Genomic DNA, 25,067 nt, shown 5'->3' on the forward strand with positions numbered 1-25,067 from the left:
TCCAATGCAAAATTGGGCTATTTTTGTAGTATGGAACTTGCAAGAAACAACGAATAAATTGTAACTTTTATAGATGCATATAAGAACTCTGACAAATAAAATAGAGGTTGATCATGTCTTCGAGGATCAATGGCAGTATCCGATACATAAACATATGCATTATGAATTACTGTATATCAATAAGGGAAAAGGGCAACATACGATTAATGATCACAGCTACAATTACAAAGAAGGCGATTTGTTTATATTAACCCCACAGGACTATCATTTCTTTATGTTTCAGGAAAGGTCTTCGATCTGTGTGATCAAATTCAATGAGAGTTATTTCGAGTCTTTTTTGCAGGATGATGAATTCAGGTTACTTCTATCACAGCTTGTGCTTCCTAAAAGAAAAATACTATTATCAGTTGAATGCAGAAGAAATATAGGTGAGTTAATACAACTGATTGACAAGGAATATAGAAGAGCATCTGCACTACAGAATATCATCATCAAGAATTGCTTGAGTTTGATTATGGCATTGATGTCAGAAGAGGAAAATCTTGTCCTTGCGACTCTCAGAGATGAACGAATACAGTCTATCCTTAATTATATTGATAAACATATAATGGATAAGCATCTGCTAACAGTTCAGAATATCGCAGAAAAATTCAATATTAATAAGAGCTATTTTAACCAGTATTTCCGCAAAGCGACAGGAAGCGCATTTAAAAAATATATCCAAACCTATGCGTTAAACCTTATTGCCTATCGCTTAGTCCATCAAGAGAGCACATTATCCCAATTAGCCTTTGATTTTGGCTACAGTGATGAGAGTCATCTGAGTAATGCATTCAAAACTCATTTTAAACAGACTCCCTCTGCTTTTAAAAAAGAGCATCAAAAATTAGAGTAATTGGAATAGTCCAGATGATTGGATTTTTCTTACACAAAGCCATACATAGATTTGCCCTTTATTGAGAAGTTTCTCTATGAGCAATGTTTCAAAATAACGATGTGTGATATCAAAGGATTGTCTTTTAAAACTACAATTATAAAGTGGATAAGATAATGCACAACATTATCTTTCCAACCATTATGTGTTATAGCATCACAATTCCATCTATGACTGCTGCTTGTCGATAATAAATCACGACATCGTCGGCATCGTTCACGGTAACTTTTATAGTTACGCTTGTATATTTACCATTTTTACTGTCTCTAGAGGAAATACTCGGATTCGCACTACTGAATATCGAATGCAACTTAGCTATAATACTTTGTTCTGCAGGAACTATATATTTAAATATATAGTCAGACGGAAAAGAATGTGTTTGCTCCAACCGTTCCTTAAACTTCAGATAGAAATCGTCCGTATGCTGATTCCTGTCATGCTCTAATACTTTAATATTTTCATTCATACTTACTTTAAAACAAAGATCATACCAATGAAATTATATGCCAAACCGACAGAAAACACCATATTACTTATTATTTTTTCTTTTCAACTGATAAACACCCCATTTAAAAAGAGAATAATAAAAGCAAGGTTTTACCAAAGAATACACTTTCGCCGAAAGGAAGATTCTTTGTGTAAACTCGGAGAGCTTGACCTTGCTGAATTATTCTCTTGATATATCTTTGTGTTCAGATGAAAGAAAAGAAACTACAATGAAAATTTCTTATCTACTTCTTGAATATCTCTCATAATAGAACTATCCAATACTTTGGCATAGTGTTGCGTAGTTCTCACATTTGAGTGTCCGAGTATTTTAGCTACATTTTCCAACGATACTTTATTGGCTAAAAATACAATTGTTGCCGCTGTATGTCGGGCTACATGCGTGCTAAGCTTCTTTGTAATTCCGCACGAATCGGCAATTTCCTTCAAATAAGAGTTCATACGCTGATTAGTAGGTACAGGAAATAATACTCCCTTTTCAATACACTCAGGATGGTTTGCATATTTATCTATAAGCATCTTTGCTGCTGTTATTAAAGGAATATTACACATATTGTTTGTTTTCTGCCTATTCTTGCGAATCCATAATGAGCCGTTGTTATCCTTTACTAAATGCTCAGACTTTAATTGCTCAATATCCGAAAATGCCAATCCAGTAAAGCACTGGAAGAGAAAAATATCTTTGACCGTACTTAGTCTTTCAATAGAAAAATCCTTCTGGATAATGGAGTTCAACTCTTCTTGTGTCAGGAATTCTATATTTGTTTCCTCGAACTTGAATCGGTAAGTCATAAAAGGGTCTTTCTGAATCCAATCATTAGAATAAGCAATACGCATAATTTTCTTTACCTGCTTCAATCGGGTGATAGCTGTATTCTGTGCACAATTCTTCTCAGTCTTTAAAAAGGTATCGAATTTCTGAATGAAGGGTAGATCAATATCCTTTAAATTGATATCCGATTTCTTGTACTCTTTCTTTAAGAACTCCTTCAAATATCGGACTGTCCCCTCGAAGCGGATAATTGTCTTTTGAGCATAACCTTTACCTTGTAATAGTTTGATCTCTTTATTATGTTCCTCAAAAACGTCTAGGAGAGTTTTGTGTTTTTCTTCAACACCACAGAAGCGATTGCAGATTTCTTTTGCGGATATTTCGAGGTTATCGGCTTCGAGTTGTCTGTGGATATTTTGGATTTTAGCCCTGACCGTATCAATATACATATTGATCTCGGTTGATAGTTTGTCTTTGGTTTTTAGTTTCCCTTTGGTTTGATCCCAATTCTCGACAAGTGTACTTCTTCGGATAAACATTTCACAGAATCGCTTATCTACAGTAATTCTCATTGAGATTGGGGCTTCTCCGTTTGCTTTGATTTTATTCTTTTTGAGAAAGAATAAAACATGAAAGGATTTTTGTTTCATTTTACTACTTTTTTGTGGTTAAAATTACGTTTAAACCATCAAGTAGTCATGAGGTAAGTTGCTGACAAATAATGACTAATATTCAAAATCGTGGACCATTTTTCGCACGTTTGCTTGTCCACGATTTAGGCATGTATATACTGTCATAAATTGCCCTTTTTTGCCTATTTGGACAAAAGAAAAAACCTTGACTTTCTACTGAAAATCAAGGTTTTACTTCTTTTTGCATCATTTGCTAGTGATCCCGCTGGGGCTCGAACCCAGGACCCCATCATTAAAAGTGATGTGCTCTACCGACTGAGCTACGGAATCTCCGGTTATTGCTTTTCTTTCAAAGCGAGTGCAAAGATACAAATATATTCTAGTAATCCAACAGATTAAGCAAAAAAATATTAAGAATATCCCATTTTACACATATTACATACCGGGAGGTCTTCCTCTAAATCCACCTCCGGGACGGCCACCGGGACCACCGGGAGGAAAGTCTCCCCGATCCATATCTGACATCTTAGCTCCTCCTTTGAATATTTGGAACTTATATATAAAGCTAGCCATAAAATAAGCCGGCAATGTACTTGTTATAGTTTCTGTGTATCCTCTTGTATTTGCTGTCTGCGAGATATTAGTCCGTTGTTGCAATATGTCATAGAAGTTTAGCTTTAAAGTACCTGTACCATATGATTTTTTCTTGATATTAATACCAAAATCTTTTGACACACTTGCATTCCACATCCATTCATTCAGTTTGTATGTCGATCCCGTACTGTTATTGGCCGAATATGTCAAGTCTGTGTCAATAGAAATACCATAAGGCAGATATGCGTTTGTATTAAATGTTCCGCCATAACTGATAATCTCCCGATCCTGCTGTCCTGTTAAACTGTTCTGAGTGTTTTGATAGTTTACATTTCCTCTAAGACCAACTTCAAGAGACCCGTTATCAGTCAGATGCGACAGCATATCGGTTCTGAACCGAAGACCTAAACTTTCTGCAAAACGAACTGTTTTCGCTGTATTCTTTACACCGTCAGAGTAACCGTTATCATTTGTAAATGCTCCGAATGACATCGAATTGACCGAGAATTTCTTATTCTTCAAAGGTGTATTGTAAATAAACCGTAACTGAGCATTCCAGTTACCGTTGATATTATCATAAGTTGTTTCTTTCGTTCCATTTTCGAGGTTGAAAGATTTCTGAACAATATCATTTGATGATATGGTAAAACCTCCGAACATCATCAAAGCACTCGACTTCTCAGGATTGAAATTTTGAAAACGGATTCTGAATCTATTACTGAACGATGGCTTCAGATCAGGGTTACCATAAGTAATGCTCAATGGGTCTGATTCATCCCTGACATTCGACAATTGGGTTGTACTGGGCTGAGTGGTAGATCCATCATAATCCAGACGAAGATTGTGACGCTTACTCCAAAGATAATTAAACTGAGCCACAGGCGAAAAATTCAGGACATCGTTTGCTACATAAGATTTATCAGTGGGCGTTATAGTCCAGCTTTTCGAACTCGATGGTTGCAACGCTACTCCGATTGTATAGTTGTATTTAGGACGTACAGCCTTGAAGTTCAACCCGATTTCCTGATTGACAAAATTATTCTCGAGCTTTTTGGTTGCTGTTGTATCTATAATAGTGTACTGATCGTTATCATCCAGATTCAAACCCTTTTTATCCGATTCTGAGTAGTTTTTTCTGTACGAATAATTCAGTTGAATGAAGTTGTTTCTCCCAATAGGTTCTACATAAGAAATGTATCCTCTCCAGTTATGTCCCTTATTTTTCAAATCGGTCTTCCTGTCAATAATAGCTACCGAATCATTTTTACTCGGATATATTGTTTTTGACCACTCCGCCCCGTCACTGTCCAAATCATTAAAACCACCGGTCAGACTCACGCTCAATACCCGCCCTTTTTTACCAAGCTCACGACTCACTTGTAAACGAGCCGAAGCCGATCTGGAAGTTCCGTCATTAAAATAGCTTGAATTACTCACATTTAAAGTATCCAAAGCATCCCACGTACGAGCATCAGTATAAACATCCGAGCGGTTATTTCCGAACTGTATATTAGGTGTAAATATGATTTTTGTGACCGAATCGGGAGTCCACTCAAACCGAAGATCGGTACTGAAATTATTACTCTTATTACTGCCCCAGCCCGAAGATTCGGAAAACCTATTTCCCCTAATTGCTTTGATACTATCGGACATATAGGTCTCAGAGTGTTGAGAAGAGTTCGCATCGTTATTTGTATTTCCATAACGAATATTACCACCCCATTTCATCTTATCCGAGGATGTAATCGCAAAGTTGAATCCTCCGGTTGCAGACTTGGTTATACCATTGTTTCCGCCAAAACTCAAACCTCCTTGTCTTAATCCACGGAACGATCCTCCCACATTATCACTGAAGCCTTCGTTATTTGTATTATTAGAGCCCCCTATAACTGTAAACTGATTATCATTGAGCATATAGTTTACAATACCACTGGCTCCATAACGGTCTTTGTTTCCCATTCCGGCACTGGCATTACCGAATAATCCCTGCTTCATCCCCTTCTTCACTGTTAGGTTGATTACGGTTTCTTCCTCGCCATCATCAAATCCGGTCATCTGAGCCATATCTGATTTTCTATCCAACACCTGCAGCTTATCAACCATTGATGCCGGCAGGTTTTTCGATGCCATTTTCGGGTCAGAACTGAAGAATTCTTTACCATCTACCAGTATTTTGGTAATCTCTTTACCATTGATTGTAATCTTTCCTTCCGAGTCCACTTCTGCCCCAGGCATTTTCTTCAACAAGTCTTCTACAACTGCACTTTGTTGTACTTTGTAAGAATCGGCATTGTATTCTACAGTATCACCTTTGATAGCGATTTCAGCAGCTTTCGCCGTAACAACCGCTTCACCTAAAAGAATACCGTCATCCTTTAACATAATATCTCCGAGCGCAACAGTCTTTCTTGAAGCATCGGCATTGATAAAAACCTGCTTATATCCGAGAAAAGTAACATTGACAATGTACTTACCCGGCTTTACCGACGCCGAGAAACGCCCATTATCAAGAGTGGATGTTCCGGAAACATAAGTGCTGTCTGAAGCACTTAAAATACGAATACCGGCCTGACCAATAGGTTCCTTATTTGAATTGTCATAAACAGTTCCACTTATTCTAAAGTTGGACTGAGCATTTACCGTTATACCCAAAAGACACAGTAAAATTGTTGCGAATATCGATTTTCCCATTGATGTTCCAGTATATGATTTTATTCTGTTATTAAGTTCTAAGACTTCGACTTCGGGAAAAGGTTTAATAGCATTTCCGCTTTTTTTGCTATATAATAGTAAATAAAAGTTAAAGAATGTCTCCTGTATTAAATATACATATCCGAACTTACTTCATGCTTGATAATTTCAGAAAAAGGTAACAAAGGTGACAACTTTCTCTCTATTCATCCGAATCAGTAGTTGAAAAACATTCTTTTAAATTATACTCTCAGATTCCGCTATTTACTAACGCAGCCTCCCGGCTTTGTTTTTCATTTTGCCTTGATGCAAAACGAAACAAAAGATCAAGACTGCGTCTACATCCCGACCCGCTCAGCCCTCGAAAGCTAAGACAAATAAAAATGATTATCGCTGATATCTATCTGTCTTTTAACGCTTTCTTCGTGCAGCGGGTACCCCGGGCTTCCGCCGAGGTCGAAAACCTGACGGGGTCACAGACCCTTTTGTAGGCTGGCGCAAGCGAAGTTGTGCGTCAGCCTGGGCGCATACAGGGGTGAAGCCGTAATCTGACCAGTGAAACGGGCGTAAAAACTAAATGCTGTTTGAGCCTGAAAGGCGAGTTTTATTTAGTTTCGCCCGTGAACGTAGTCAGATAGGCAGAGCCTCGCAGCGCCAAAGACCTTTTGGTTCCTTTTGGGGCTTTAGCCAAAAGGAACACAAGCAATCTCTGATTGCGCGTAGTAAATAGCATAATTTAAAAGAACGATTTTCAAATACTGATTGACATTATTAAGCCTTTTTAGAAATCCGCTAAACACTAAAAGTTAGAAAAGGTAACAAAAGTAACAACTGACTCTCTATTCATTATATTCAATAGCTTGATTGTTTTTTTGAGTCATCTCTTCGGCTGATTTTCTGATTGTCTCCTGAAACTCTCTTTCTTCTTCCTCTTTCCATAATCTATATTCCAGTTCTTCCTGCAAAATACGTTCTTTCTCCTTCACCTCAATAAGTATCTTTTTCTCCTTATTTTCGATATCGCTTTCTTTAGAAGCCGCCATCTTCAGGGTCTTTTCATCCGGAGAATATTCTTTCACGGTTACTGTCTTTCCTGCCAGATACAATTCGCCGTACTCATCTACAACATATTTATAGCGGGTGGTAGTTACTGTACGACCTTGTTCTACCCTTTGCTTTAGTATCTGCCGTGCTTTTTGAGCCAGGCGCTCGTCTCTTTCCAGACGGGCATTATTGACCATTTCCTCAAAATCGGGATATTTGATCATCCACTGATAAAATGTTTTGCGGCTGATGTTGTGCATTGAGCAGATTTCGCCTAATGTATATTCATCCTGCTCTATTGCTTCCACCATTTGCTTTCCTAGTTTATCCGTATACTTTGCCATAGTTGTAATGTATTTTTTTAAGTATAGATAAAAAACAGAAAATTACCCTGAATACATACATACCATGGAGTGCAAAGACTCTGCTTCGTCTGTTGGACTCCATATCGGGTAGAGCAGAACCCTACCCTTACGAGTCGTCGAAAATTTCCAATTATTATGAACTATTTACGAATCCAACTACTGATTGGCATTATTTACGATTTATTAAAACGATAAAAGTGTGTACTCGTATTTTTATATTTAATTTTGAAGTTTTAAGAGTTTAAATCACAGCAAGTACTTAATTATATATTTCTTACTTGCCTAAGTAATAAAGAGGTCTGGTACCTCAAGTTGAGTTTATGAGAAGAATAATAGGCGGTGCAATAATTGTTGCATTATGTTTTTCGTGTTCGAGGCAACACTATGTTATAAAGAGTATGGATGCGCAGCGGTATCCGTTGGTTGCAACCCAATATGAAGGCAAAGCTCCCGAAATGTCGGCTATGGTGGCCGGATACAAGGTGTTGCTGGATAAAGAAATGGGACAGGTTATCGGAACTTCCGATCAGGATATGAGTTATGGACGCCCCGAAAGTCTATTAACAAACCTCACATCTGACGTAATGCAGGCATACGGGGAAAAAGCAACAGGCGGCAATTGCGATTTTGCATCAGTCAATGTTTACGGGCATAGAGCCAATCTGGGGAAAGGTAATATTACAGTCGGTAATATTTTTGAAATATATCCATTCGAAAACACACTGGTATTGATCAAATTGAAAGGCAGCGATTTGCAAGAAGCATTCGAATCTTATGCTAAAATAGGAGGAGCAGGCATTTCGTCTACAGCACATTTGGTCATCAAGGACGATAAATTAGTAAGTGCTACGGTAAAAGGAAAGCCCGTTGATCCGAATAAAATATACACTATCATGACACTCGACTATCTGGCAGACGGCAATGATGGCATGGAAGCTTTTGCTAAAGCTGTAGAAGTAATCGAGCCGGGTATCACTCTTCGTGATGCAATGATGGATTATGTAAAACAACAAACGGCTGCCGGAAAACCGGTGTCGTCTGTATTGGATGGACGTATAACTATTGAAAAATAAAGGTCTCAGACCTATTTACGGCTGCTTCAGTAGACGAGTTTACCAGAACAATACAGAATTAAATACTTACTATTACTTAAGAATATGAAATTAAAATATATAACCTTTCTGCTGATATTGATAAGCGTTTCATTGATCGCAGAGGCTCAAAAAAAAGTAGTGATATTAGGCACAAACGACACTCACAGTCGTATAGAGCCATTACCGGCAAATGACAAACAATATGCCGGCATGGGAGGAGTGGAAGCCAGATCGGCTTTCATCAAACAAGTACGGGCAGAGAATGAAAACGTACTGTTATTTGATGCAGGGGACTTTGTGCAGGGAACGCCTTATTTCAACTTATTTCATGGGCGGGTAGAAGCCGAAGCGATGGATATGATGAAATATAATGCCGGGACTTTAGGCAATCATGAGTTTGATTATGGGCTGGATACCCTTAAAATGATAATCAAAAAACTAAAATACCCGATAGTTAATTGTAATTATGATTTTTCGAATACAGTAATGAAAGGCATGATTAAGCCCTATATTGTATTGAAGAAATTCGGACTGAAGATCGGTATTGTCGGAGTCGGCGTAGACCCTGACGGACTTATCCAGAAAAACAGATATCAGGGAATGATATTTAAGCCTGTAATAAGTACAGTTAATTTCTATGCCAAAATATTGAAAGAAAAAGAAAAATGTGACCTCATCATCTGTCTGTCTCATATAGGGTATTCTGATGATATAATATTGGCCGAACAATCTAAAAATATCGACCTGATTATCGGCGGACACTCTCATACATATATGGAGCAGCCCGATAGACGCAAAAATATAGACGGACAAGACGTATTGATATTTCAGACCGGAAAGAACGGAGCTTTTATAAATAAATACGAAGTTGAATTGGATAAAATTAAAAAATAGGATGATAAAAAAACACACTCTCTTATCCTGTCTGATATTGCTTGTTTCAGTAGGAACTCTGTTTGCTAAAGGCAAAATCGAACCGGGTATCTATAAACATGCCGATAAACAAAGAATGCAGCAGTGGGTCGATTCTGTATACAACAGCATGACTCAGGACGAAAAAATCGGACAGCTTATAATTATACATGTAACGGGGGATAATACAGACGCAAACAAGCGGCGGATAAATAATCTTGTACAGAATGTCTATGCAGGAGGAATTCTTTTTTCGAAAGGAACTCCTACCGATCAGGCTGAGTTAACCAATCTGGGGCAATCGGGAGCTAAAATTCCTCTTTTAGTTACAGCCGATGCAGAATGGGGGCTTTCAATGCGATTGTCAAACACAACCCGTTTTCCTAAAAACATGATGATCGGAGCTATCCGTGACGACTCTCTTATATATCGGTACGGATTGGAAATGGCTCGTCAGTGCAGATTAATGGGTATCCATGTCAATTTCGCTCCGGATATCGATGTAAACAGCAATCCCGACAATCCGGTTATAGGTATCCGCTCTTTCGGCGAAGATTCCGACAAGGTTGCCGAGTGGGGAATTGTTTATGCCAAAGGTGTTGAAGACGGAGGTGTACTACCCGTGGCGAAACACTTTCCGGGACATGGTGATACTTCCACCGATTCTCATTATACCCTGCCTTTGATCACGCATGATAAAAACCGCTTGAATGAAGTGGAACTCTCTCCTTTCAAAAAATACATAAAAGAAGGACTCAGCAGCATCATGATTGCTCACCTGAATATACCCGCATTGGACGATTCGGGTGCTCCGAGCTCTTTATCTAAGCCTATAATAACAGATTTACTTAAGAATAATTTAGGTTTTCGGGGGCTTATATTTACCGATGGTCTGGCCATGCAGGGTGTAGCCAAAGAAAAAGATATGAGCCTGCGGGCAATATTGGCAGGCAACGATATGCTTTTGGGACCATCTTCACCCGAAAAAGAATTTAAAGCATTACAAGCAGCTGTAGCAGATGGCTCTCTGAGTATGGATGTTGTAGAAGATCGTTGTAAAAGAATCCTCGAATACAAATACCTATTAGGGCTGAATGGATACAAACCCTCGAACGTTGACAATCTGATAAACAGACTTAATACGCCTTATGCTGAATGGTTATGCCGGAAACTAAACGAACAGGCTATCACCTTGCTTAGAAATGATGACAAAGTAATCCCCCTGAAGAATCTCGATAAACGTAAAATAGCGGCCGTTGCCTTGGGCGAAACGCCAGACAATTCATTTCAGAACACACTGAAGCTTTATGGAGATGTCACATGCTTCACTGCATCCGGTACATCGGATATAGCCGATATAAAAAAACAACTTGAGGGGTTCAATACCGTAATTGTTTCGGTACATACCACCGGAACTTTTTCGGGAGCAGCAGTAGACAGCTTAATTGAAGGTAAAGAAAGCATCGTAACCTTTCTTGTATCCCCTTATTTGATGTCGAAGTATGCTTCATCGGTCAAAAGCACAAACGGGTTGATTATGGCATATGAAAATACACCTTTCGCTCAGGAATATGCAGCGCAGGCTATTTTCGGAGGAAATGCTATCCGGGGAAAACTACCGGTATCGGTATCCGGCTTATTTGATGTAGGTGATGGCATGAAAACATCAAAAGTACGTTTGTCCTATAATGTGCCGGAAGAAGTCGGGATTCGTTCTTACAAGCTTCAAAAAATAGAAGACATCGTTCGGGAGGGATTGGCGGCACACGCTTATCCGGGTTGCGAAGTTCTGGTAGCCAAAGACGGAGTAGTTATTTACAATAAAGCGTTTGGCTCTTTTGAATATGACAATAAACGCCCGGTCTTAACAAGTGACATATATGATTTGGCTTCCATGACTAAAGCCGCCGCCACCGTACCTGCTGTCATGAAATTATATGATGATAAGAAACTCTTATTGCAGACTCCGTTGAGCGATTATGTAAAGCAGCTCAGGCATACCGATAAAGATAAGATTACAATACGTCAGGCTCTGTTTCACGAAACAGGGTTAACTTCGTTCATACCATATTATCTTCCCGCTATCGATCAGGACAGTTATTCGGGACAGTTGATTGTTTACCGTCAAACCGATGGATATCCTGCATTGATCGATAATGGAGCATGGGCAAGAACAGACTTCAAATTTAAGCCCGAATTAATATCTCAGATATCTAAACCCGGATTCACGAAGCAAATAGCCGACAACCTGTATGTAAGCGATAGCTATAAGGACATCATGTTACAAAATATAGCCAATAGCAAGTTAAGATCGAAAAAATCATATTTGTATAGTTGTCTTAATTTTATATTATTGAAAGAAGCGGTTGAAAAAACAGCAGGAACAGATCTTAATACTTTTCTGCAAAACAATTTTTATTCAAAACTAGGGGCCGTTACGACAACCTACAATCCCTTGACCAAATTTGACAAAAGTATAATTGCACCTACGGAACAAGACGACTTTCTGAGAAAACAGCTGTTACAAGGTTATGTTCACGATGAAGGCGCAGCTTTTCTTGGAGGAATATCCGGAAACGCAGGTTTATTCTCGAATGCAAATGACTTAGCTAAGCTTTTTCAGATGTGGCTTGATCAGGGTACATACGGTGATGAAAAATATCTGAGTAAAGAAACCGTAAGAATGTTTACAATGACAAAAAGCCCGAATAGCAGAAGAGGACTAGGTTTTGACAAACCGGACATGCAGAATACAAAATCAAGCCCCACCTCTCCTTCCACTCCGGCGAGTGTTTATGGACATACAGGTTTCACCGGAACTTGCTTTTGGGTAGACCCTGATAATGATTTAATATATATATTCCTGTCTAACAGGGTGAACCCTTCAAGAACCTCTAAAGATTTGATGAAATTGAATATCCGTCCACGTATCCAGGAAGTAATTTATAATGCAATAAAGTAATTTTTTTCATCAAAGGTATTGTATATATAAAATATTGTCCTACCTTTGCACACGCAAAACGGTTAATGGTGCCATAGCTCAGTTGGTAGAGCAAAGGACTGAAAATCCTTGTGTCCCCGGTTCGATTCCTGGTGGCACCACTTTCAAAAGCAAGACATTAAAGCTAATCAATTATTAATAAATTGATTAGCTTTTTTTTATTTTATTATATTTGTCTAGCCGCTGCAATCTATTCTTCTTTTTACTAATCTTCCAATAGATGAATACAATAGTTGATGATTGGTTCTTTAGTTGATTCTCCGTCTCCCAATGTATATTGAATAGAAGGCTTCTTTATAAGATCCACATTTTCGCCATACAGCTTAGACTGTATAACTCTAATTGAATTAATTTTTTTAGGAATGCTCTTGTAGTTCATTCCTGTTTCAGTCTTTCCTTTTTCCGCTATTTTATTTCTCTTAGCACATCTTAATATGAAGTTCAGTAGATTGTATTTTAATGTATTCTTGTGTAATATCTTCAGTGACAAAATAGAAGAGTGGTCTGCTGTTACTTCTATCAATACGCTTGAATCTATTTCTTCAATAATTATGGTTGCAGGTATTATTTCATCAAATTCATGGTATTTTTGGAATACAATTTTTGCTTCGGAAGGACTGATATAACAGGTTTTCTTTCCATTATGCCATAAAATCCATACTTCAACCATATCCTTTATATGAGTTGGGTTAGAATCCCACTTTAAAACCCAGATAGTACATTTATTAAAATGAAGTCCGGGTATAATAAAGCCTTCAAAAGGCAATAAATTCATAACAGATTCCATATTTAAATTATATTTATATTTTCATAGTCTTGCATTGTTTTGAAAAGAAAATTTCAGGACATTCTTTGGTTATGATTCGAATATTATTGACATTCATAATAGGAAAAAAATATATTAAATTCCACATTCATCCGGATGGATAACCTTCTTAAAATAACGATAATTCAAAAAAGATTTATGAAGCTTTGGTATGATCAGACGATTGAAAAGGGTTTAGATTTTAAGCATATCTATGAGTTTGGAATTCTTAGTTCTAATGAAAAACATGTACGGGTGGTTTATCTGTTGAAAAGGAAAATAATATTCAAGTAATATAATTAAGTATTCAGGTCAGATTTAGACAAGTTCTTAATTTTTTGATATTAATCGATTATTTATTATCAAGCTAAAGATATCATCCCTAAAATTTCGGGCTACCGGTATTTTATAAGAGGCTATAGTCAATTGATTACCATCAATGGCTGTAACCTTTTCTATATTTATAATATACGAACGGTGAGTCTGGTGAAAAATATTCTGAGGTAACGATTCATAAATTTGTTTCAGAGTAGTATATACTATTTCTTTAGATGAAATAGTTTGAATAACAACATAATTCTGCATACTTTCAATAAAAAGAATATCTTTAAATTGAATCTTCTTTAGCTGCTTGTCACTCTTTACGAATATATAATCGTTAGTTCTTATTTGTTCTGTCTGAAACAGATTATGAATCCTGTTCACCGATTTCAGAAAGCGGTCAAACGACACAGGCTTTAAAAGATAATCCACTACATCGAACTCATAGCCTTTGAGGGCATATTGCTCATATGCTGATACGATTATAACTTTGGGAGGATTCGTAAGATTTGATAGCAGTTCTAAGCCTGTCATCTCAGGCATTTCAATATCAAGAAATATAAGGTCGGCTTGCTGGGTTTTTAATAGAGTGTTTAGCTGAATAGCATCTTCACACTCACCAGTCAAAGTGAGAAAATCTATTTTTTCGATATAGCTCCGTAAGCCTTTTCTTGCCATCGGCTCATCATCTGTAATGATACATTTTATTTTCATATCAATCAGTGCTTATAGTCAATTTAACAACAAACATATTTTCTGTTTGTTCAATATTTAAGTTGTATCTATTGGGGTATAAAAGGTCGAGCCGTCGTTTCAGATTCTCAATACCTATCCCTTCATTTTTTTTATTACCTGTATTTTGAGATTGGGATATTGAATTTTTTATCTCAAACTCTATTTGATTCTCGTTAAACCTCATTTCCAATTGTATTTTGTACTTACCCCTTACATATTTAAACGCATTCTCGATTAAAGGCTGAAATAATAGAGGGTGTATTTTCTGCATTTTCAATTCCGGATCGAAATGCATATCTAAAACGAGCCGTTCGGTCATCCGTAACTGTTGAAAAGCAATATAAGACTTTAAGTAATTTATCTCCTGCTCCAAGGTCACCTCCTGTTCTATATCATAAAGCTGATACCTCAACAAATCTGATAATTGCTCAATACTCTGTTTTGCGTCCTTATTCGTTTCATCTACCTGAAAATAAATAGTGTTCAAAGCATTGAATAAAAAATGTGGATGATATTGCGACTTCAGAAATTTCAGTTCGGTCTCTAATTGATTGACCTTCACTTTTTCCAATTGAAGGCTTTGTTCAATAAAACTTTTGAACAGGATTCTATTGCGTATTATCGTATAGTATAGAAACAACAGAATAGATAATGTCACATTAATTAATGGAGATTCTCTCCACACACGAGACATAGGCATCTGAATGATACAAAAAGCAATAAATACATGTATAACATTTAAGATGACGAAGTTTATCAGAAAAACAAATAAATATTCTTTCCAATTTGCTTTCCTTTTATCCTTATTTCTATTAATAAAAAACAAGGCTAATCGTCGATAAATATAGCTTCCGAAATACAAAAAAACAACAGTTACAGCCAAATATAGTAAACGCACTTTTGAAAAAGGAAATGTACCGATCTCCCATATTTGCTTACCATCAGCAATATCTATAACAATAAACAGACATATTGATAATACTAATGCTAAAAAGAAATGCGTAATCCATTCGTGTTTTATATTCATTCGTTACGTTATTACATTCTATACTATACTACAAATCTATTTATTCTGTATGCGTAAATATACAAACTAAATCTGTCATGCGACAGGTTCATACGAACGAAGGAAAACATCGTCCATAATGACATCTAAAACTATCATATATAAAAACATAACAACCCTTTAACGCCGGCGATCAGATAAATTAGAACTTTTCACAATATATGGAGGGAATTCTTCTGTTTCAGCTAACATATACCTTATATACAAACCTATAGTTCCTACGGTAAACAACAGCAGTCCTTCCAAGAAGGAAACTATAATAATAAACAAAGCCCAATCTGCCATTAAATGCCCATTAATAAGCCTTATAATGGCATAAGGAATAAGCATAAGAGATAAAATAATAATGCCGAATCCCAGATAAATCGAGAGATACAGAAGCTTGGTACTAAACGAAAGAATACCTTGAAAGGCTAAATTTAACATTTTCTCGAATAATTTATTATTTGATTAAAATAAGAGGTGCAAACTTGAGACAGCTTGCACCCTTTACTTCTGTCTTTAGAATTCTATTTTATAGCTAATATTAGGCATAATAACAGCAGACCTTTCCATCTGCATTTCCTTTTTTACAAAATTATAAGCATAACCATTATACTCTTCATAACCTGTGGCATTTACCATTTTCAGGGCAAACTCATGTGCAAGCTTTCGCTTATTCATTTTGAAACTCACCGTGAAATCAAATATAAACGCTGGATTCAACTGTTTTTCAAATGCTCTCGATTCATCGAGTACCTCATCTTTTGCGTTCAGAGACGCTTGTTCATCAATAGGAGTATAACGATCCCCTCCCTGATAGGTCAGACGGGCACTTAGCCCGAAAATATTTTGCTTATGTTTTCCCAATAACCATTCTTTTCCACCAAGCAGGTTAAACAGGTAGTTCCTGTTATACTTCGTATCTCTCCATGTTCCTTCCAAATCTCTGTATTTTGACTCGAACAGAGATCCCGTGAACAAGTAATAATAACCATCTGCCAAATAACGCTCAAGTGTTATATCAATTCCATAATTACGTCCTTTTCCCCCATTTACCAAAGCTTTTCGAAGAATCAGGTTATTAAAATTAATAATAGAAAATGAATTATCTGCAGCCATAGGTATGTCATACAAATGTTGATAATAAGGTTCAATCTTTAGATGTAAGTTTTTAGATATAGTCCAATCGTATGACATAACAAAATGATGTGCTTTTGCAAAATCCAAATCCTTATTCACCAACTCATTACCAGTCTCGGGAGTTTTTACAAAATAATATTCCAATCTCTCTCTTTGTGCATGCTTTCCATATGCCAAACCAATGGAATGCTTATTGGTCAATTGCATCTTTAAACCGGCACGAGGCTCTATGCTCCATTTGTCTGTCAATTTAAAATATTGTCCGGTTATCCCAACATTAACCGAAAATTTGTTACTTAACTGAATTATCGAATTACTATATGCCGAGTAAGCCATTGAGTTCCCATCATCGTCTCCATAATTAATCATAGGTAACGGATCTGTACCAAAATCGGGGCTTCGGTCTGCTCTCAAATTATAACTAAGCGAGGTTACATTTATACCGGTTCGGTTTGTGTGTTTCGACGAATATTTTTTGTTCATATGAGTTGTAAAAATAAGGTCAGTATTGCTTCGCTCGAAATCGAAATATCGAGAAGGTGTCAACTCTTTATTATACCAATCATACCAGTTATGGTCATTTTTATAAGTTGCAGCCAAAGTAGATTTAATATAACCCGAGTTTCCCAAAAAGAATTTATGGTTCAAACCGCCTGCAACCATTTCACGGGTAAGTCTGATTGTTTGCTGATCAGATTGTATTTCCCATTTATCTATATCAGACTCGTACTCCGATGTATAATCATCGATTAGCCCGATGCCCCATACCGAAAATATTCCTGACCTTCTAGTAGGAAAATTCATCTTAAATGACAAATCCTGATATTTCATTCCTGTAGCACGTCCAACCATTGATTCTGGCAGTAATGCCATCGAAGAATACCTGTAATTGAAAATATAAGATGATTTTCCTCCTTTTTTGAAAGGTCCTTCCGAAGCGACATCAATTCCGGTTACTCCTATCTGAACAGTATTTTCTCTTTCCCAACGATTTCCTTCACGCATATGCAAGTCAAAAACACCGGATAACGCATTGCCATATTCAGCAGGAAAAGCTCCTGTAAAAAAATCGGAATTGCCTAAAACCTGCGAACTTAGTCCGGATAATATACCTCCTCCCAATCCTGTAACATCAGGAAAGTGAGTCGGATTAGGGATTTCAATTCCTTCGAGTTTCCAAAGTAGTGTTTGAGGCGAATTTCCCCTAATAGTAATACTGTTGCTCGATACACTTCCGGCGACTCCCGCAAATGACGAGACTAAACGTGCAGGATCGTCAAAACCACCTGCATAACGATTTGCTTCCTCGACACTTAACATACGGGCACTTGCTAATGCCATTGGGTTGATCGATTCCTGTTTATTTATTTTAGGTCTCACTATAATTTCTTCCATCTGATTCACGTTCTCTTTTAGTGAGAATGTTAAGAATGTCTCTTTGGATGAAGATACTAGTACTTCCTTTATCTCCATTGGTTCATACCCGACTAACATTGCTTGTATATCATAACGCCCAATAGGTAATTTATCGAATATGAAATTCCCTAATGAGTCGCTCATTACACCTCGGGGAGGATTTATGTTAGTTATCGAAACAGATGCCCAAGACAATATCTCTCCCGATGAACTATCTAGAATTACTCCTCTAATGGGTTTACTTGTTTGAGCAGACATTGCTCCAAACATTAGGCTCAAAATAAAAAACAGTCCCAACTTTAAAACATTCATAATGTATAAATTCTAAATTTTCATTAATAAAAATCAACCCCATAAAAATGTGGTCTATAATTATTTACCACTGTTTTATGTGCATTTAAGCAGTTTCAAAGCTAAACTGAAGCAATACGGCTATCAAATTAATATGACGGATGGAATACTTTACTTGATGAATGAAAAAATATATAGGTGAAATTTATTATTCAGAATATAAATGCTTTTCTTTGACGAGACACAAGTCAAAGAAGAATACGAAAAGTATGTTAATCAACTTTTATGAGAAAAACATAAAGTCTCTGCCACAGGTCTAATACGTCTATATTAAGTTTAAAATTGGAACACATTTGACAGACAGATATAAATTATAAAAAACACCGACATTACAAGTTTTATTATTACTCCATTATTTTAATAAAAATTATAAAAAAAAACCAAGACACAAAATAACGAAAACAGTTATAAAACAACATTTAAACTATCTAAACAACAAAATAAGCACACACACATCGACCTTTTTTACGGAAAAATATTGTAAATAAATTAAATTAATTATAACAGTCTATTCTCTGAAAAACTAAATATTATCTTTGCCACAGAATGATTAAGGTAAAAAGATTATTGTTTTAGAAATTCAGGCATCCGATGTTTAATAGCGGTAAAATAAATAAGATAAAACATTCGCTAAACTATACCTTTCAGGTATCGCCTAAAGTGTTAACAACACTACAGACTAGCTTTGGGTCAATCGGATTCCAATCTCAAATATTGCTTAGAAGTATCTACCAAGAATCGTCAAACCACCCTTCCCAAAAGGTAAGTAAATATACATTCTCCCAAGTATATACAAAACGAACGAATGACGTGTCGACATAATTAGAGTGTATCTTATTAGTACTCATATCAGATTTTCGTTTTTTACGCAAAATCTTAAGAATTAATATCCTCCATTATAGTTTCTAAATAAAAGTTGCTTTATGAAAAGAGTAATAATATCCACTCTTAGTTTGAGCATATTATTCGTGATGATTGCCTGTCAGGGAAAAAAGGAAGAAAAAGCAGAGCTTGCTGTATATCCGGCTACTTTTCCTCTCCAAAAAGACACACTGGTAACAAATGAATATGTCGCAAAAATACAATCTGTAAAAAACATTGAAGTGCGTGCACAAGAAAAGGGCTTCCTTCAAAAAATATCTGTCGATGAGGGACAATACGTGCACGCCGGACAAGTCCTTTTTACTATTATGCCACAACTTTATCAGGCAGATGTAATGAAAGCTCAGGCCGAAGTAGAGCAAGCAGAAATCGACTACCGCAATTCGACTACACTGGCACAAAATGATGTTGTATCACAAAACGAAAAAGCGATGTCTAAAGCCAAGCTTGATGCGGCTAAAGCCGCACTTAAATCGGCGCAGACACATCTTTCATTCACGACCATCAAAGCACCTTTTGCCGGTATTATTAACCGTATTCCGCTAAAAACGGGGAGCCTTGTCAACGAAGGAGACTTACTTACCAGCCTGTCAGATAATACTGGTATTTATGCTTATTTTAACCTTTCGGAGACAGAGTATCTTAACTACCAAAAGCAGGCGGATGAGAAGAATAACAACAAAGCAGGTTTGGTATTGGCAAATGGAGACATCTTCCCTCAAAAAGGTATTATTCAGAACATTGAAGGGGAATTCGACAGTGAAACGGGGAATATAGCCTTTCGGGCTTTATTTCCAAATCCCGACCAGTTATTGCGAAATGGGCAGTCGGGAAAAGTACAAATGGATATTCCTCTGAAAAATGCCCTGATTATTCCTCAAAAAGCGACATTCGAATTACAAGGTCAGAAATATATCTTTATAATAGACAATAATGGAGTAGTGAAATCTAAACAGATAACTATAGCCTATGAACTTCCCGATATTTATATTATCGGATCCGGATTGTCTGAAAAAGATAAATTTCTGCTCGAAGGTCTTCAAAAGGTCAAAGATGGCGACACAGTAAAAACAACACTAGTAACAGCTGAACAAGCGTTGAAGTCGTTGAAACTTAATGCAGATTGATAATTCACCTCTAAAAGAGAATTGTTATGTTTAAGAAATTTATCCGCAGACCGGTTCTGTCAATTGTAATTTCGCTTGTTATCGTATTTTTTGGTATTATTTCTCTCGTAAACCTTCCGGTGACACAGTTCCCGGCTATATCTCCTCCAAAGGTAAATGTGACAGCAGAATACCCGGGAGCTAATAACGAGTTGCTAGTAAAAGCAGTTATCATACCCATTGAACGAGTTCTGAACGGAGTACCCGGAATAAAATATATTACATCTGATGCCGGTAATGATGGCGAAGCATCTATTCAACTGGTTTTTAACTTGGGGACTGATCCTAACGAAGCTGCAGTCAATGTACAGAACCGTATATCATCGGCTGTGAATAAATTACCACCCGAAGTAATCAGGGAAGGAGTAAAAATAACACGCGAGGAGCCAAACATGCTCATGTATGTCAATCTGTACAGTGATGATCCTGCCGCTGACCAGAAGTTCTTGTTCAACTATGCCGACATAAATATTCTAGACGAGTTGAGACGTATCAACGGTGTAGGTTTTGTCGACATACTCGGCACTCGAACCTACGCTATGCGTATTTGGTTAAAACCCGATCGTTTGACTGCGTATAACATATCGTCACAAGAGGTAATGGATGCTTTGAGCAGCCAAAGCATAGAAGTGTCGCCCGGCAGGGTCGGCGAGAGCTCGGGTAAGCGTTCGCAATCATTTGAATACGTACTGAAATATCCCGGACGTTATTCTACCGAACAAGAATATGGCGATGTGATATTGAAGAAAAAGCCGGATGGAGGATTTGTCAAACTCAAAGATGTTGCTGACATAAATTTCGGCAGCATGGTTTATGACATATATTCTAACCTCAATAAAAAACCATCGGCAGCAATCACTATTAAGCAATCATATGGTTCTAATGCAAGTCAGGTGATAAAAGATGTAAAATCATTGATGGCTGAATTACAGAAAACTAATTTTCCGAAAGGAATGCATTACGAAATCAGTTACGATGTTTCTCGTTTTCTCGATGCATCAATGGAAAAAGTGATCCATACTCTTTTCGAGGCATTTATACTTGTTGCTATCGTTGTTTTTCTATTTCTCGGAGATTGGAAATCGACTCTGATTCCGACGATTGCAGTACCGGTGTCTCTGATAGGCAGCTTCGCCGTGATGTGGTTATTCGGTATTACGCTCAATATGATTTCGTTATTTGCTCTGGTTATGGCTATCGGCGTGGTTGTAGACGATGCCATTGTGGTGATAGAGGCTGTACATTCCAAAATGGAAACCGAACACCTGACTCCGCTCAAAGCTACAGAGGCGGCTATTACCGAGATAGGCGGTGCAATTATAGCTATCACGCTGGTCATGGCATCCGTATTTATACCTATTGCCTTTATGCCCGGACCTGTGGGCGTTTTTTACAGACAGTTTTCGATTGTAATGGCTTCGTCTATTACTATTTCGGGACTATGCGCCTTGACTCTTACCCCGGCACTGTGTGCACTTATACTTAGTAATAAGCATGACGAAAAGAGAAAGCAAAATGTGATCACAAGGTTTTTGAATAAATTTGATCATTCATTTAAAAACGGTTCCGAAAAATACAAATCTGTACTCAAAAGAACCGTTGCTCGAAAAGCCATAACTTTTCCATTACTTCTTCTGTTCTGCGGGTGTGCATACTTTCTTAACAATATGCTGCCTTCCGGTTTTATACCACAGGAGGATCAGGGTATGATTTATGCCGAAATTGTAACACCTCCGGGATCTACACTTGAACGAACCAACCAAGTAGCACGCCAATTACAGGATATTTGTGAAAAAGTAGACGGTGTAGAATCGGTGTCTTCTCTCGCTGGGTACGAAATTCTAAATGAGGGTACAGGCTCTAACTCAGGATCTTGCCTTATCAACTTGAAAGAGTGGAAAGACAGGTCGAAAAGTGCTTCACAAATCATTGAAGAGCTGGAGGAAAAAAGCAAAAATATTGTCGGTGCCGACATCGAATTTTTTCAACCGCCTTCTATACCTGGTTATGGTACAGCGAGTGGATTTGAGCTGAGGTTGTTAGACAAAGATAATACAGGTGATTTTCATGCTATGGAAAAAGTCGCTAAAGATTTTGTAGGCGAGCTGAATAAAAGGCCAGAACTAAAATCGGTATTCTCATTCTATTCTGCTAGTTTTCCTCAATATATGCTCAACGTGGATAAAGAAATGGCAGCTCAAAAAGGGGTCACCCTAGACAATGCAATGAGTAATCTCTCTACAATGATAGGCTCCGACTACGAAACAAGTTTTATTAAGTTCGGAAGACCTTATCAGGTTATTGTTCAATCCGACCCGAAATACAGGGCTCTGCCTGAAGATGTACTAAAGCTTACGGTAAAGAACGATAATGGCGAAATGGTTCCCTATTCGGATTTTATGAAGCTGGAGAAAGTGTATGGCTTATCTGAAATGACCCGCCATAACATGTACAACTCAGCCGAAGTTGAAGGTAATCCCGCCACCGGATATAGCAGTAGCCAAGCTATTAAAGCGGTACAGGAAGTAGCCCAAAAGAGCCTGCCAAAAGGATATGGTATCGATTGGGAAGGATTATCGAAAGATGAGTCATCAAAGGGAAATGAAACAATCTTCATATTTCTTATCTGCCTTGGATTCGTTTATCTCGTATTATCGGCTCAGTATGAAAGCTTTATTCTTCCTCTGCCTATTATTCTATGTCTGCCTGCAGGTATCTTTGGGTCAATGCTGTTCCTCAAGCTTGTCGGACTGGAGAATAATATTTATGCTCAGATTGCCATGCTGATGCTTATCGGATTGCTTGGTAAAAATGCTGTGCTTATTGTAGAATATGCTGCTCATAAAAAAACGCAGGAGGGAGTATCTGTTAAAGAGGCTGCCATAGAAGGTGCTTTTCTTCGGTTCCGCCCTATACTTATGACTTCTTTTGCTTTTATAGCCGGGCTCATTCCTCTTATTTTTGCCTCAGGACCCGGTGCTGTCGGCAACCGTACATTGGGAACAGCCGCTGCAGGGGGAATGTTGATAGGAACAATATTCGGATTGATTCTCATACCCGGACTTTATTATATTACGGGTCTTATACAGGAAAAACTGAAAATGGCAAGATGGGAAAGAGATATACCTTTTACCGAAGATGCCGAATATATTAAACCGTCGAAACCCAATGAAAAGAATAAGAAATAATAAGTATTTTATCCTTATAGCCCTATCTTTTAGTATTTCGGCATGTAAGGCTCCGGTAGCTACCGTAGTTAGTGGAGACATAGAAACAACAGTTCCTCAAAATTTTGGCGAAAATTCAGCAATAGACAGCACCAACAATGAGGCGATAACCCCTTGGAGAGAGTTTTTTACCGATCAGGCACTTGTAAGCCTGATCGAAGAAGGACTTCACAACAATAAAGACCTGCTGATTACACTTCAGGAAGTCGAAATTGCAAAAAGTGAAGTTGCTGCTAAACGGGGAAACATGGCTCCTACAGTCGGCTATAATATTGGAGCCGGCCTAAGTAAAGCCGGACGCTATACGAGTGAAGGCGCAGGTGATGCTACAACAGAAATAAAACCCGGCAAAGAAATGCCCGATCCGTTAGCTGATTTTCAGGGTGGGTTTACGTTAGATTGGGAAGTGGATATATGGAATAAGCTCAGAACCGAGAAGAAGTCTGCTGTAATGCGTTATTTATCAACAGTAGAGGGCAAAAATTTTGTTCTCTCAAGCCTTATAGCTGAGATAGCAACGAAGTATTACGAATTACTCTCACTCGATAATCAGCTTGATATCATAGCTGAATATATTCGATTGCAGGAAAAAGCACTTGAAGTATCAAAAATACAAAAAGAAGCCGCTGCGGCTACCGAACTTGCAGTAAAGCAATTTGAAGCAGAACTGGCAAAAGCAAAAGCTTCGGAGTTTACAATCCGCCAAAGTATTGTAGAAAATGAAAACAAAATAAATACTCTGCTTGGCCGTTATCCCCAGCCTATAAAACGGGATAAGGCATCTTTCATGTCTATCGTACCAAATACGATTTATACAGGAATTCCATCACAGCTGCTTCAAAACAGACCGGATATAAAACAAGCTGAATTTGAACTTCAAGCCGCAAAATTGGATGTAGAAGTTGCACGCAAAGAGTTTTACCCATCGCTCAATATATCGGCGGCACTTGGGCTAGATGCTTTCAAGCCTTCTTATCTGGTGGAGATTCCGAAATCGGTTGCTTATAATGTAACAGCCGGACTGGCAGGTCCACTTATAAACAGAAGTGCTATTGTCTCAAAATTCAAAGAGGCAGATGCTAAACAAATTGAAGCTCTTTATCAATACGAAAAGACTATTTTACAGGCTTACATCGATGTCAGCAATCAGCTATCTAAAATAAGTAATACCGATGAATACTATAAGCTGAAAATGCAGGAAAGCCAAATATTAGATCGGTCGATTGATATTTCGTCTCAACTTTTCAGAAACTCACGTGCCGATTATCTGAATGTATTAATGGTACAACGCGATGCACTGGATGCCAAAATAGATTTGATTCAAGCTAAAGAGAATCAACTAAGTACAGTAGTCAATATATACAAAAGTTTAGGGGGCGGATGGAAATAAAAACAACTTAATTATAAATAGTAAAATACGACTAGTTTGT

The 25,067-nt window shown here is 37.5% G+C and carries 16 protein-coding genes and 2 tRNA genes; 8 read left to right on the forward strand and 10 right to left on the reverse strand.

Features of this window, described 5'->3' with window-relative positions:
* The first annotated feature begins 73 nt into the window (after nucleotides 1-73).
* A complete protein-coding gene (locus AABJ51_RS09415; RefSeq protein ID WP_338375835.1) occupies nucleotides 74-895 on the forward strand; it encodes an AraC family transcriptional regulator in 822 nt (273 codons plus the stop codon).
* A 187-nt stretch (nucleotides 896-1,082) separates the two neighbouring features.
* Here AABJ51_RS09415 and AABJ51_RS09420 read toward each other — a convergent pair whose 3' ends face one another.
* The 5 genes from AABJ51_RS09420 to AABJ51_RS09440 form a co-directional block, all read right to left on the reverse strand.
* A complete protein-coding gene (locus tag AABJ51_RS09420) occupies nucleotides 1,083-1,400 on the reverse strand; it encodes a DUF493 family protein (RefSeq protein ID WP_338375837.1) in 318 nt (105 codons plus the stop codon).
* Nucleotides 1,401-1,645: 245 nt separating this feature from the next.
* Nucleotides 1,646-2,863: a tyrosine-type recombinase/integrase gene (locus AABJ51_RS09425; protein ID WP_338375840.1), complete on the reverse strand. Its 1,218-nt coding sequence runs from the start codon at nucleotides 2,861-2,863 to the stop codon at nucleotides 1,646-1,648.
* A gap of 239 nt (nucleotides 2,864-3,102) precedes the next feature.
* Nucleotides 3,103-3,175 (reverse strand) — tRNA-Lys (locus tag AABJ51_RS09430).
* Between the two features lie 105 nt (nucleotides 3,176-3,280).
* On the reverse strand, nucleotides 3,281-6,130 hold the full coding sequence (locus AABJ51_RS09435) for an outer membrane beta-barrel protein (protein ID WP_338375842.1): 2,850 nt from the start codon (nucleotides 6,128-6,130) through the stop codon (nucleotides 3,281-3,283).
* 839 nt (nucleotides 6,131-6,969) lie between these two features.
* Entirely contained in the window at nucleotides 6,970-7,518 is a 549-nt protein-coding gene (locus tag AABJ51_RS09440) for a terminase small subunit-like protein (RefSeq protein WP_338375844.1), read from the reverse strand.
* A gap of 341 nt (nucleotides 7,519-7,859) precedes the next feature.
* Between AABJ51_RS09440 and AABJ51_RS09445 the strand changes: the two genes are divergently transcribed.
* The 4 genes from AABJ51_RS09445 (at nucleotide 7,860) to AABJ51_RS09460 (ending at nucleotide 12,647) form a co-directional block, all read left to right on the forward strand.
* Nucleotides 7,860-8,612: a 5'-nucleotidase C-terminal domain-containing protein gene (locus tag AABJ51_RS09445; RefSeq protein ID WP_338375846.1), complete on the forward strand. Its 753-nt coding sequence runs from the start codon at nucleotides 7,860-7,862 to the stop codon at nucleotides 8,610-8,612.
* An 84-nt stretch (nucleotides 8,613-8,696) separates the two neighbouring features.
* Nucleotides 8,697-9,527 (forward strand): bifunctional metallophosphatase/5'-nucleotidase, encoded by an 831-nt coding sequence (locus AABJ51_RS09450; RefSeq protein WP_338375848.1) that lies wholly within the window; start codon nucleotides 8,697-8,699, stop codon nucleotides 9,525-9,527.
* Nucleotide 9,528: 1 nt separating this feature from the next.
* Nucleotides 9,529-12,507: a serine hydrolase domain-containing protein gene (locus tag AABJ51_RS09455; protein WP_338375850.1), complete on the forward strand. Its 2,979-nt coding sequence runs from the start codon at nucleotides 9,529-9,531 to the stop codon at nucleotides 12,505-12,507.
* Nucleotides 12,508-12,574: 67 nt separating this feature from the next.
* Nucleotides 12,575-12,647: transfer RNA gene (locus AABJ51_RS09460), tRNA-Phe, on the forward strand.
* Nucleotides 12,648-12,751: 104 nt separating this feature from the next.
* Here the strand turns inward: AABJ51_RS09460 and AABJ51_RS09465 are convergent.
* The 5 genes from AABJ51_RS09465 to AABJ51_RS09485 all read right to left on the reverse strand — a co-directional run bounded on the left by AABJ51_RS09465 (nucleotide 12,752) and on the right by AABJ51_RS09485 (nucleotide 18,323).
* The gene (locus AABJ51_RS09465) at nucleotides 12,752-13,333 is read right to left on the reverse strand and encodes a hypothetical protein (protein ID WP_338375852.1); all 582 of its coding nucleotides are present in this window, start codon (nucleotides 13,331-13,333) and stop codon (nucleotides 12,752-12,754) included.
* A 348-nt stretch (nucleotides 13,334-13,681) separates the two neighbouring features.
* Nucleotides 13,682-14,386 carry a LytR/AlgR family response regulator transcription factor gene (locus AABJ51_RS09470; protein WP_338375854.1) on the reverse strand — a complete coding sequence of 235 codons (705 nt, stop codon included), beginning with the start codon at nucleotides 14,384-14,386 and terminating at the stop codon, nucleotides 13,682-13,684.
* 1 nt (nucleotide 14,387) lies between these two features.
* Nucleotides 14,388-15,434: a sensor histidine kinase gene (locus tag AABJ51_RS09475; protein ID WP_338375855.1), complete on the reverse strand. Its 1,047-nt coding sequence runs from the start codon at nucleotides 15,432-15,434 to the stop codon at nucleotides 14,388-14,390.
* Nucleotides 15,435-15,593: 159 nt separating this feature from the next.
* Nucleotides 15,594-15,899, reverse strand: a complete 306-nt coding sequence (locus AABJ51_RS09480; protein ID WP_338375856.1) for a hypothetical protein — start codon at nucleotides 15,897-15,899, stop codon at nucleotides 15,594-15,596.
* A gap of 75 nt (nucleotides 15,900-15,974) precedes the next feature.
* Nucleotides 15,975-18,323 carry a carboxypeptidase-like regulatory domain-containing protein gene (locus AABJ51_RS09485; protein ID WP_338375858.1) on the reverse strand — a complete coding sequence of 783 codons (2,349 nt, stop codon included), beginning with the start codon at nucleotides 18,321-18,323 and terminating at the stop codon, nucleotides 15,975-15,977.
* Nucleotides 18,324-19,285: 962 nt separating this feature from the next.
* On the opposite strand from AABJ51_RS09485, the gene AABJ51_RS09490 reads away from it, so the two are divergent.
* From AABJ51_RS09490 to AABJ51_RS09500, 3 genes are read left to right on the forward strand one after another with little or no spacing between them, the layout of a single operon-like run.
* Nucleotides 19,286-20,371 carry an efflux RND transporter periplasmic adaptor subunit gene (locus AABJ51_RS09490; RefSeq protein ID WP_338375860.1) on the forward strand — a complete coding sequence of 362 codons (1,086 nt, stop codon included), beginning with the start codon at nucleotides 19,286-19,288 and terminating at the stop codon, nucleotides 20,369-20,371.
* Between the two features lie 26 nt (nucleotides 20,372-20,397).
* The gene (locus tag AABJ51_RS09495; protein ID WP_338375862.1) at nucleotides 20,398-23,598 is read left to right on the forward strand and encodes an efflux RND transporter permease subunit; all 3,201 of its coding nucleotides are present in this window, start codon (nucleotides 20,398-20,400) and stop codon (nucleotides 23,596-23,598) included.
* Nucleotides 23,579-25,027 carry a TolC family protein gene (locus AABJ51_RS09500; RefSeq protein ID WP_338375864.1) on the forward strand — a complete coding sequence of 483 codons (1,449 nt, stop codon included), beginning with the start codon at nucleotides 23,579-23,581 and terminating at the stop codon, nucleotides 25,025-25,027. The genes AABJ51_RS09495 and AABJ51_RS09500 overlap by 20 nt, the downstream gene beginning before the upstream one ends.
* Nucleotides 25,028-25,067: the final 40 nt, after the last annotated feature.

Source organism: Indolivaga capnocytophagoides (assembly GCF_036511535.1).
Lineage (GTDB): Bacteria > Bacteroidota > Bacteroidia > Bacteroidales > Dysgonomonadaceae > Dysgonomonas_A > Dysgonomonas_A capnocytophagoides.

Bases quoted from the DNA above. Each gene is read 5' to 3' on its own strand.
- AABJ51_RS09435 (WP_338375842.1), bottom strand. From the start codon at position 6,130: ATGGGAAAATCGATATTCGCAACAATTTTACTGTGTCTTTTGGGTATA.
- AABJ51_RS09485 (WP_338375858.1), bottom strand. From the start codon at position 18,323: ATGAATGTTTTAAAGTTGGGACTGTTTTTTATTTTGAGCCTAATGTTT.
- AABJ51_RS09465 (WP_338375852.1), bottom strand. From the start codon at position 13,333: ATGGAATCTGTTATGAATTTATTGCCTTTTGAAGGCTTTATTATACCC.
- AABJ51_RS09455 (WP_338375850.1), top strand. From the start codon at position 9,529: ATGATAAAAAAACACACTCTCTTATCCTGTCTGATATTGCTTGTTTCA.
- AABJ51_RS09490 (WP_338375860.1), top strand. From the start codon at position 19,286: ATGAAAAGAGTAATAATATCCACTCTTAGTTTGAGCATATTATTCGTG.
- AABJ51_RS09500 (WP_338375864.1), top strand. From the start codon at position 23,579: ATGAAAAGAATAAGAAATAATAAGTATTTTATCCTTATAGCCCTATCT.
- AABJ51_RS09470 (WP_338375854.1), bottom strand. From the start codon at position 14,386: ATGAAAATAAAATGTATCATTACAGATGATGAGCCGATGGCAAGAAAA.
- AABJ51_RS09420 (WP_338375837.1), bottom strand. From the start codon at position 1,400: ATGAATGAAAATATTAAAGTATTAGAGCATGACAGGAATCAGCATACG.
- AABJ51_RS09450 (WP_338375848.1), top strand. From the start codon at position 8,697: ATGAAATTAAAATATATAACCTTTCTGCTGATATTGATAAGCGTTTCA.
- AABJ51_RS09480 (WP_338375856.1), bottom strand. From the start codon at position 15,899: ATGTTAAATTTAGCCTTTCAAGGTATTCTTTCGTTTAGTACCAAGCTT.
- AABJ51_RS09415 (WP_338375835.1), top strand. From the start codon at position 74: ATGCATATAAGAACTCTGACAAATAAAATAGAGGTTGATCATGTCTTC.
- AABJ51_RS09475 (WP_338375855.1), bottom strand. From the start codon at position 15,434: ATGAATATAAAACACGAATGGATTACGCATTTCTTTTTAGCATTAGTA.
- AABJ51_RS09495 (WP_338375862.1), top strand. From the start codon at position 20,398: ATGTTTAAGAAATTTATCCGCAGACCGGTTCTGTCAATTGTAATTTCG.
- AABJ51_RS09445 (WP_338375846.1), top strand. From the start codon at position 7,860: ATGAGAAGAATAATAGGCGGTGCAATAATTGTTGCATTATGTTTTTCG.
- AABJ51_RS09440 (WP_338375844.1), bottom strand. From the start codon at position 7,518: ATGGCAAAGTATACGGATAAACTAGGAAAGCAAATGGTGGAAGCAATA.
- AABJ51_RS09425 (WP_338375840.1), bottom strand. From the start codon at position 2,863: ATGAAACAAAAATCCTTTCATGTTTTATTCTTTCTCAAAAAGAATAAA.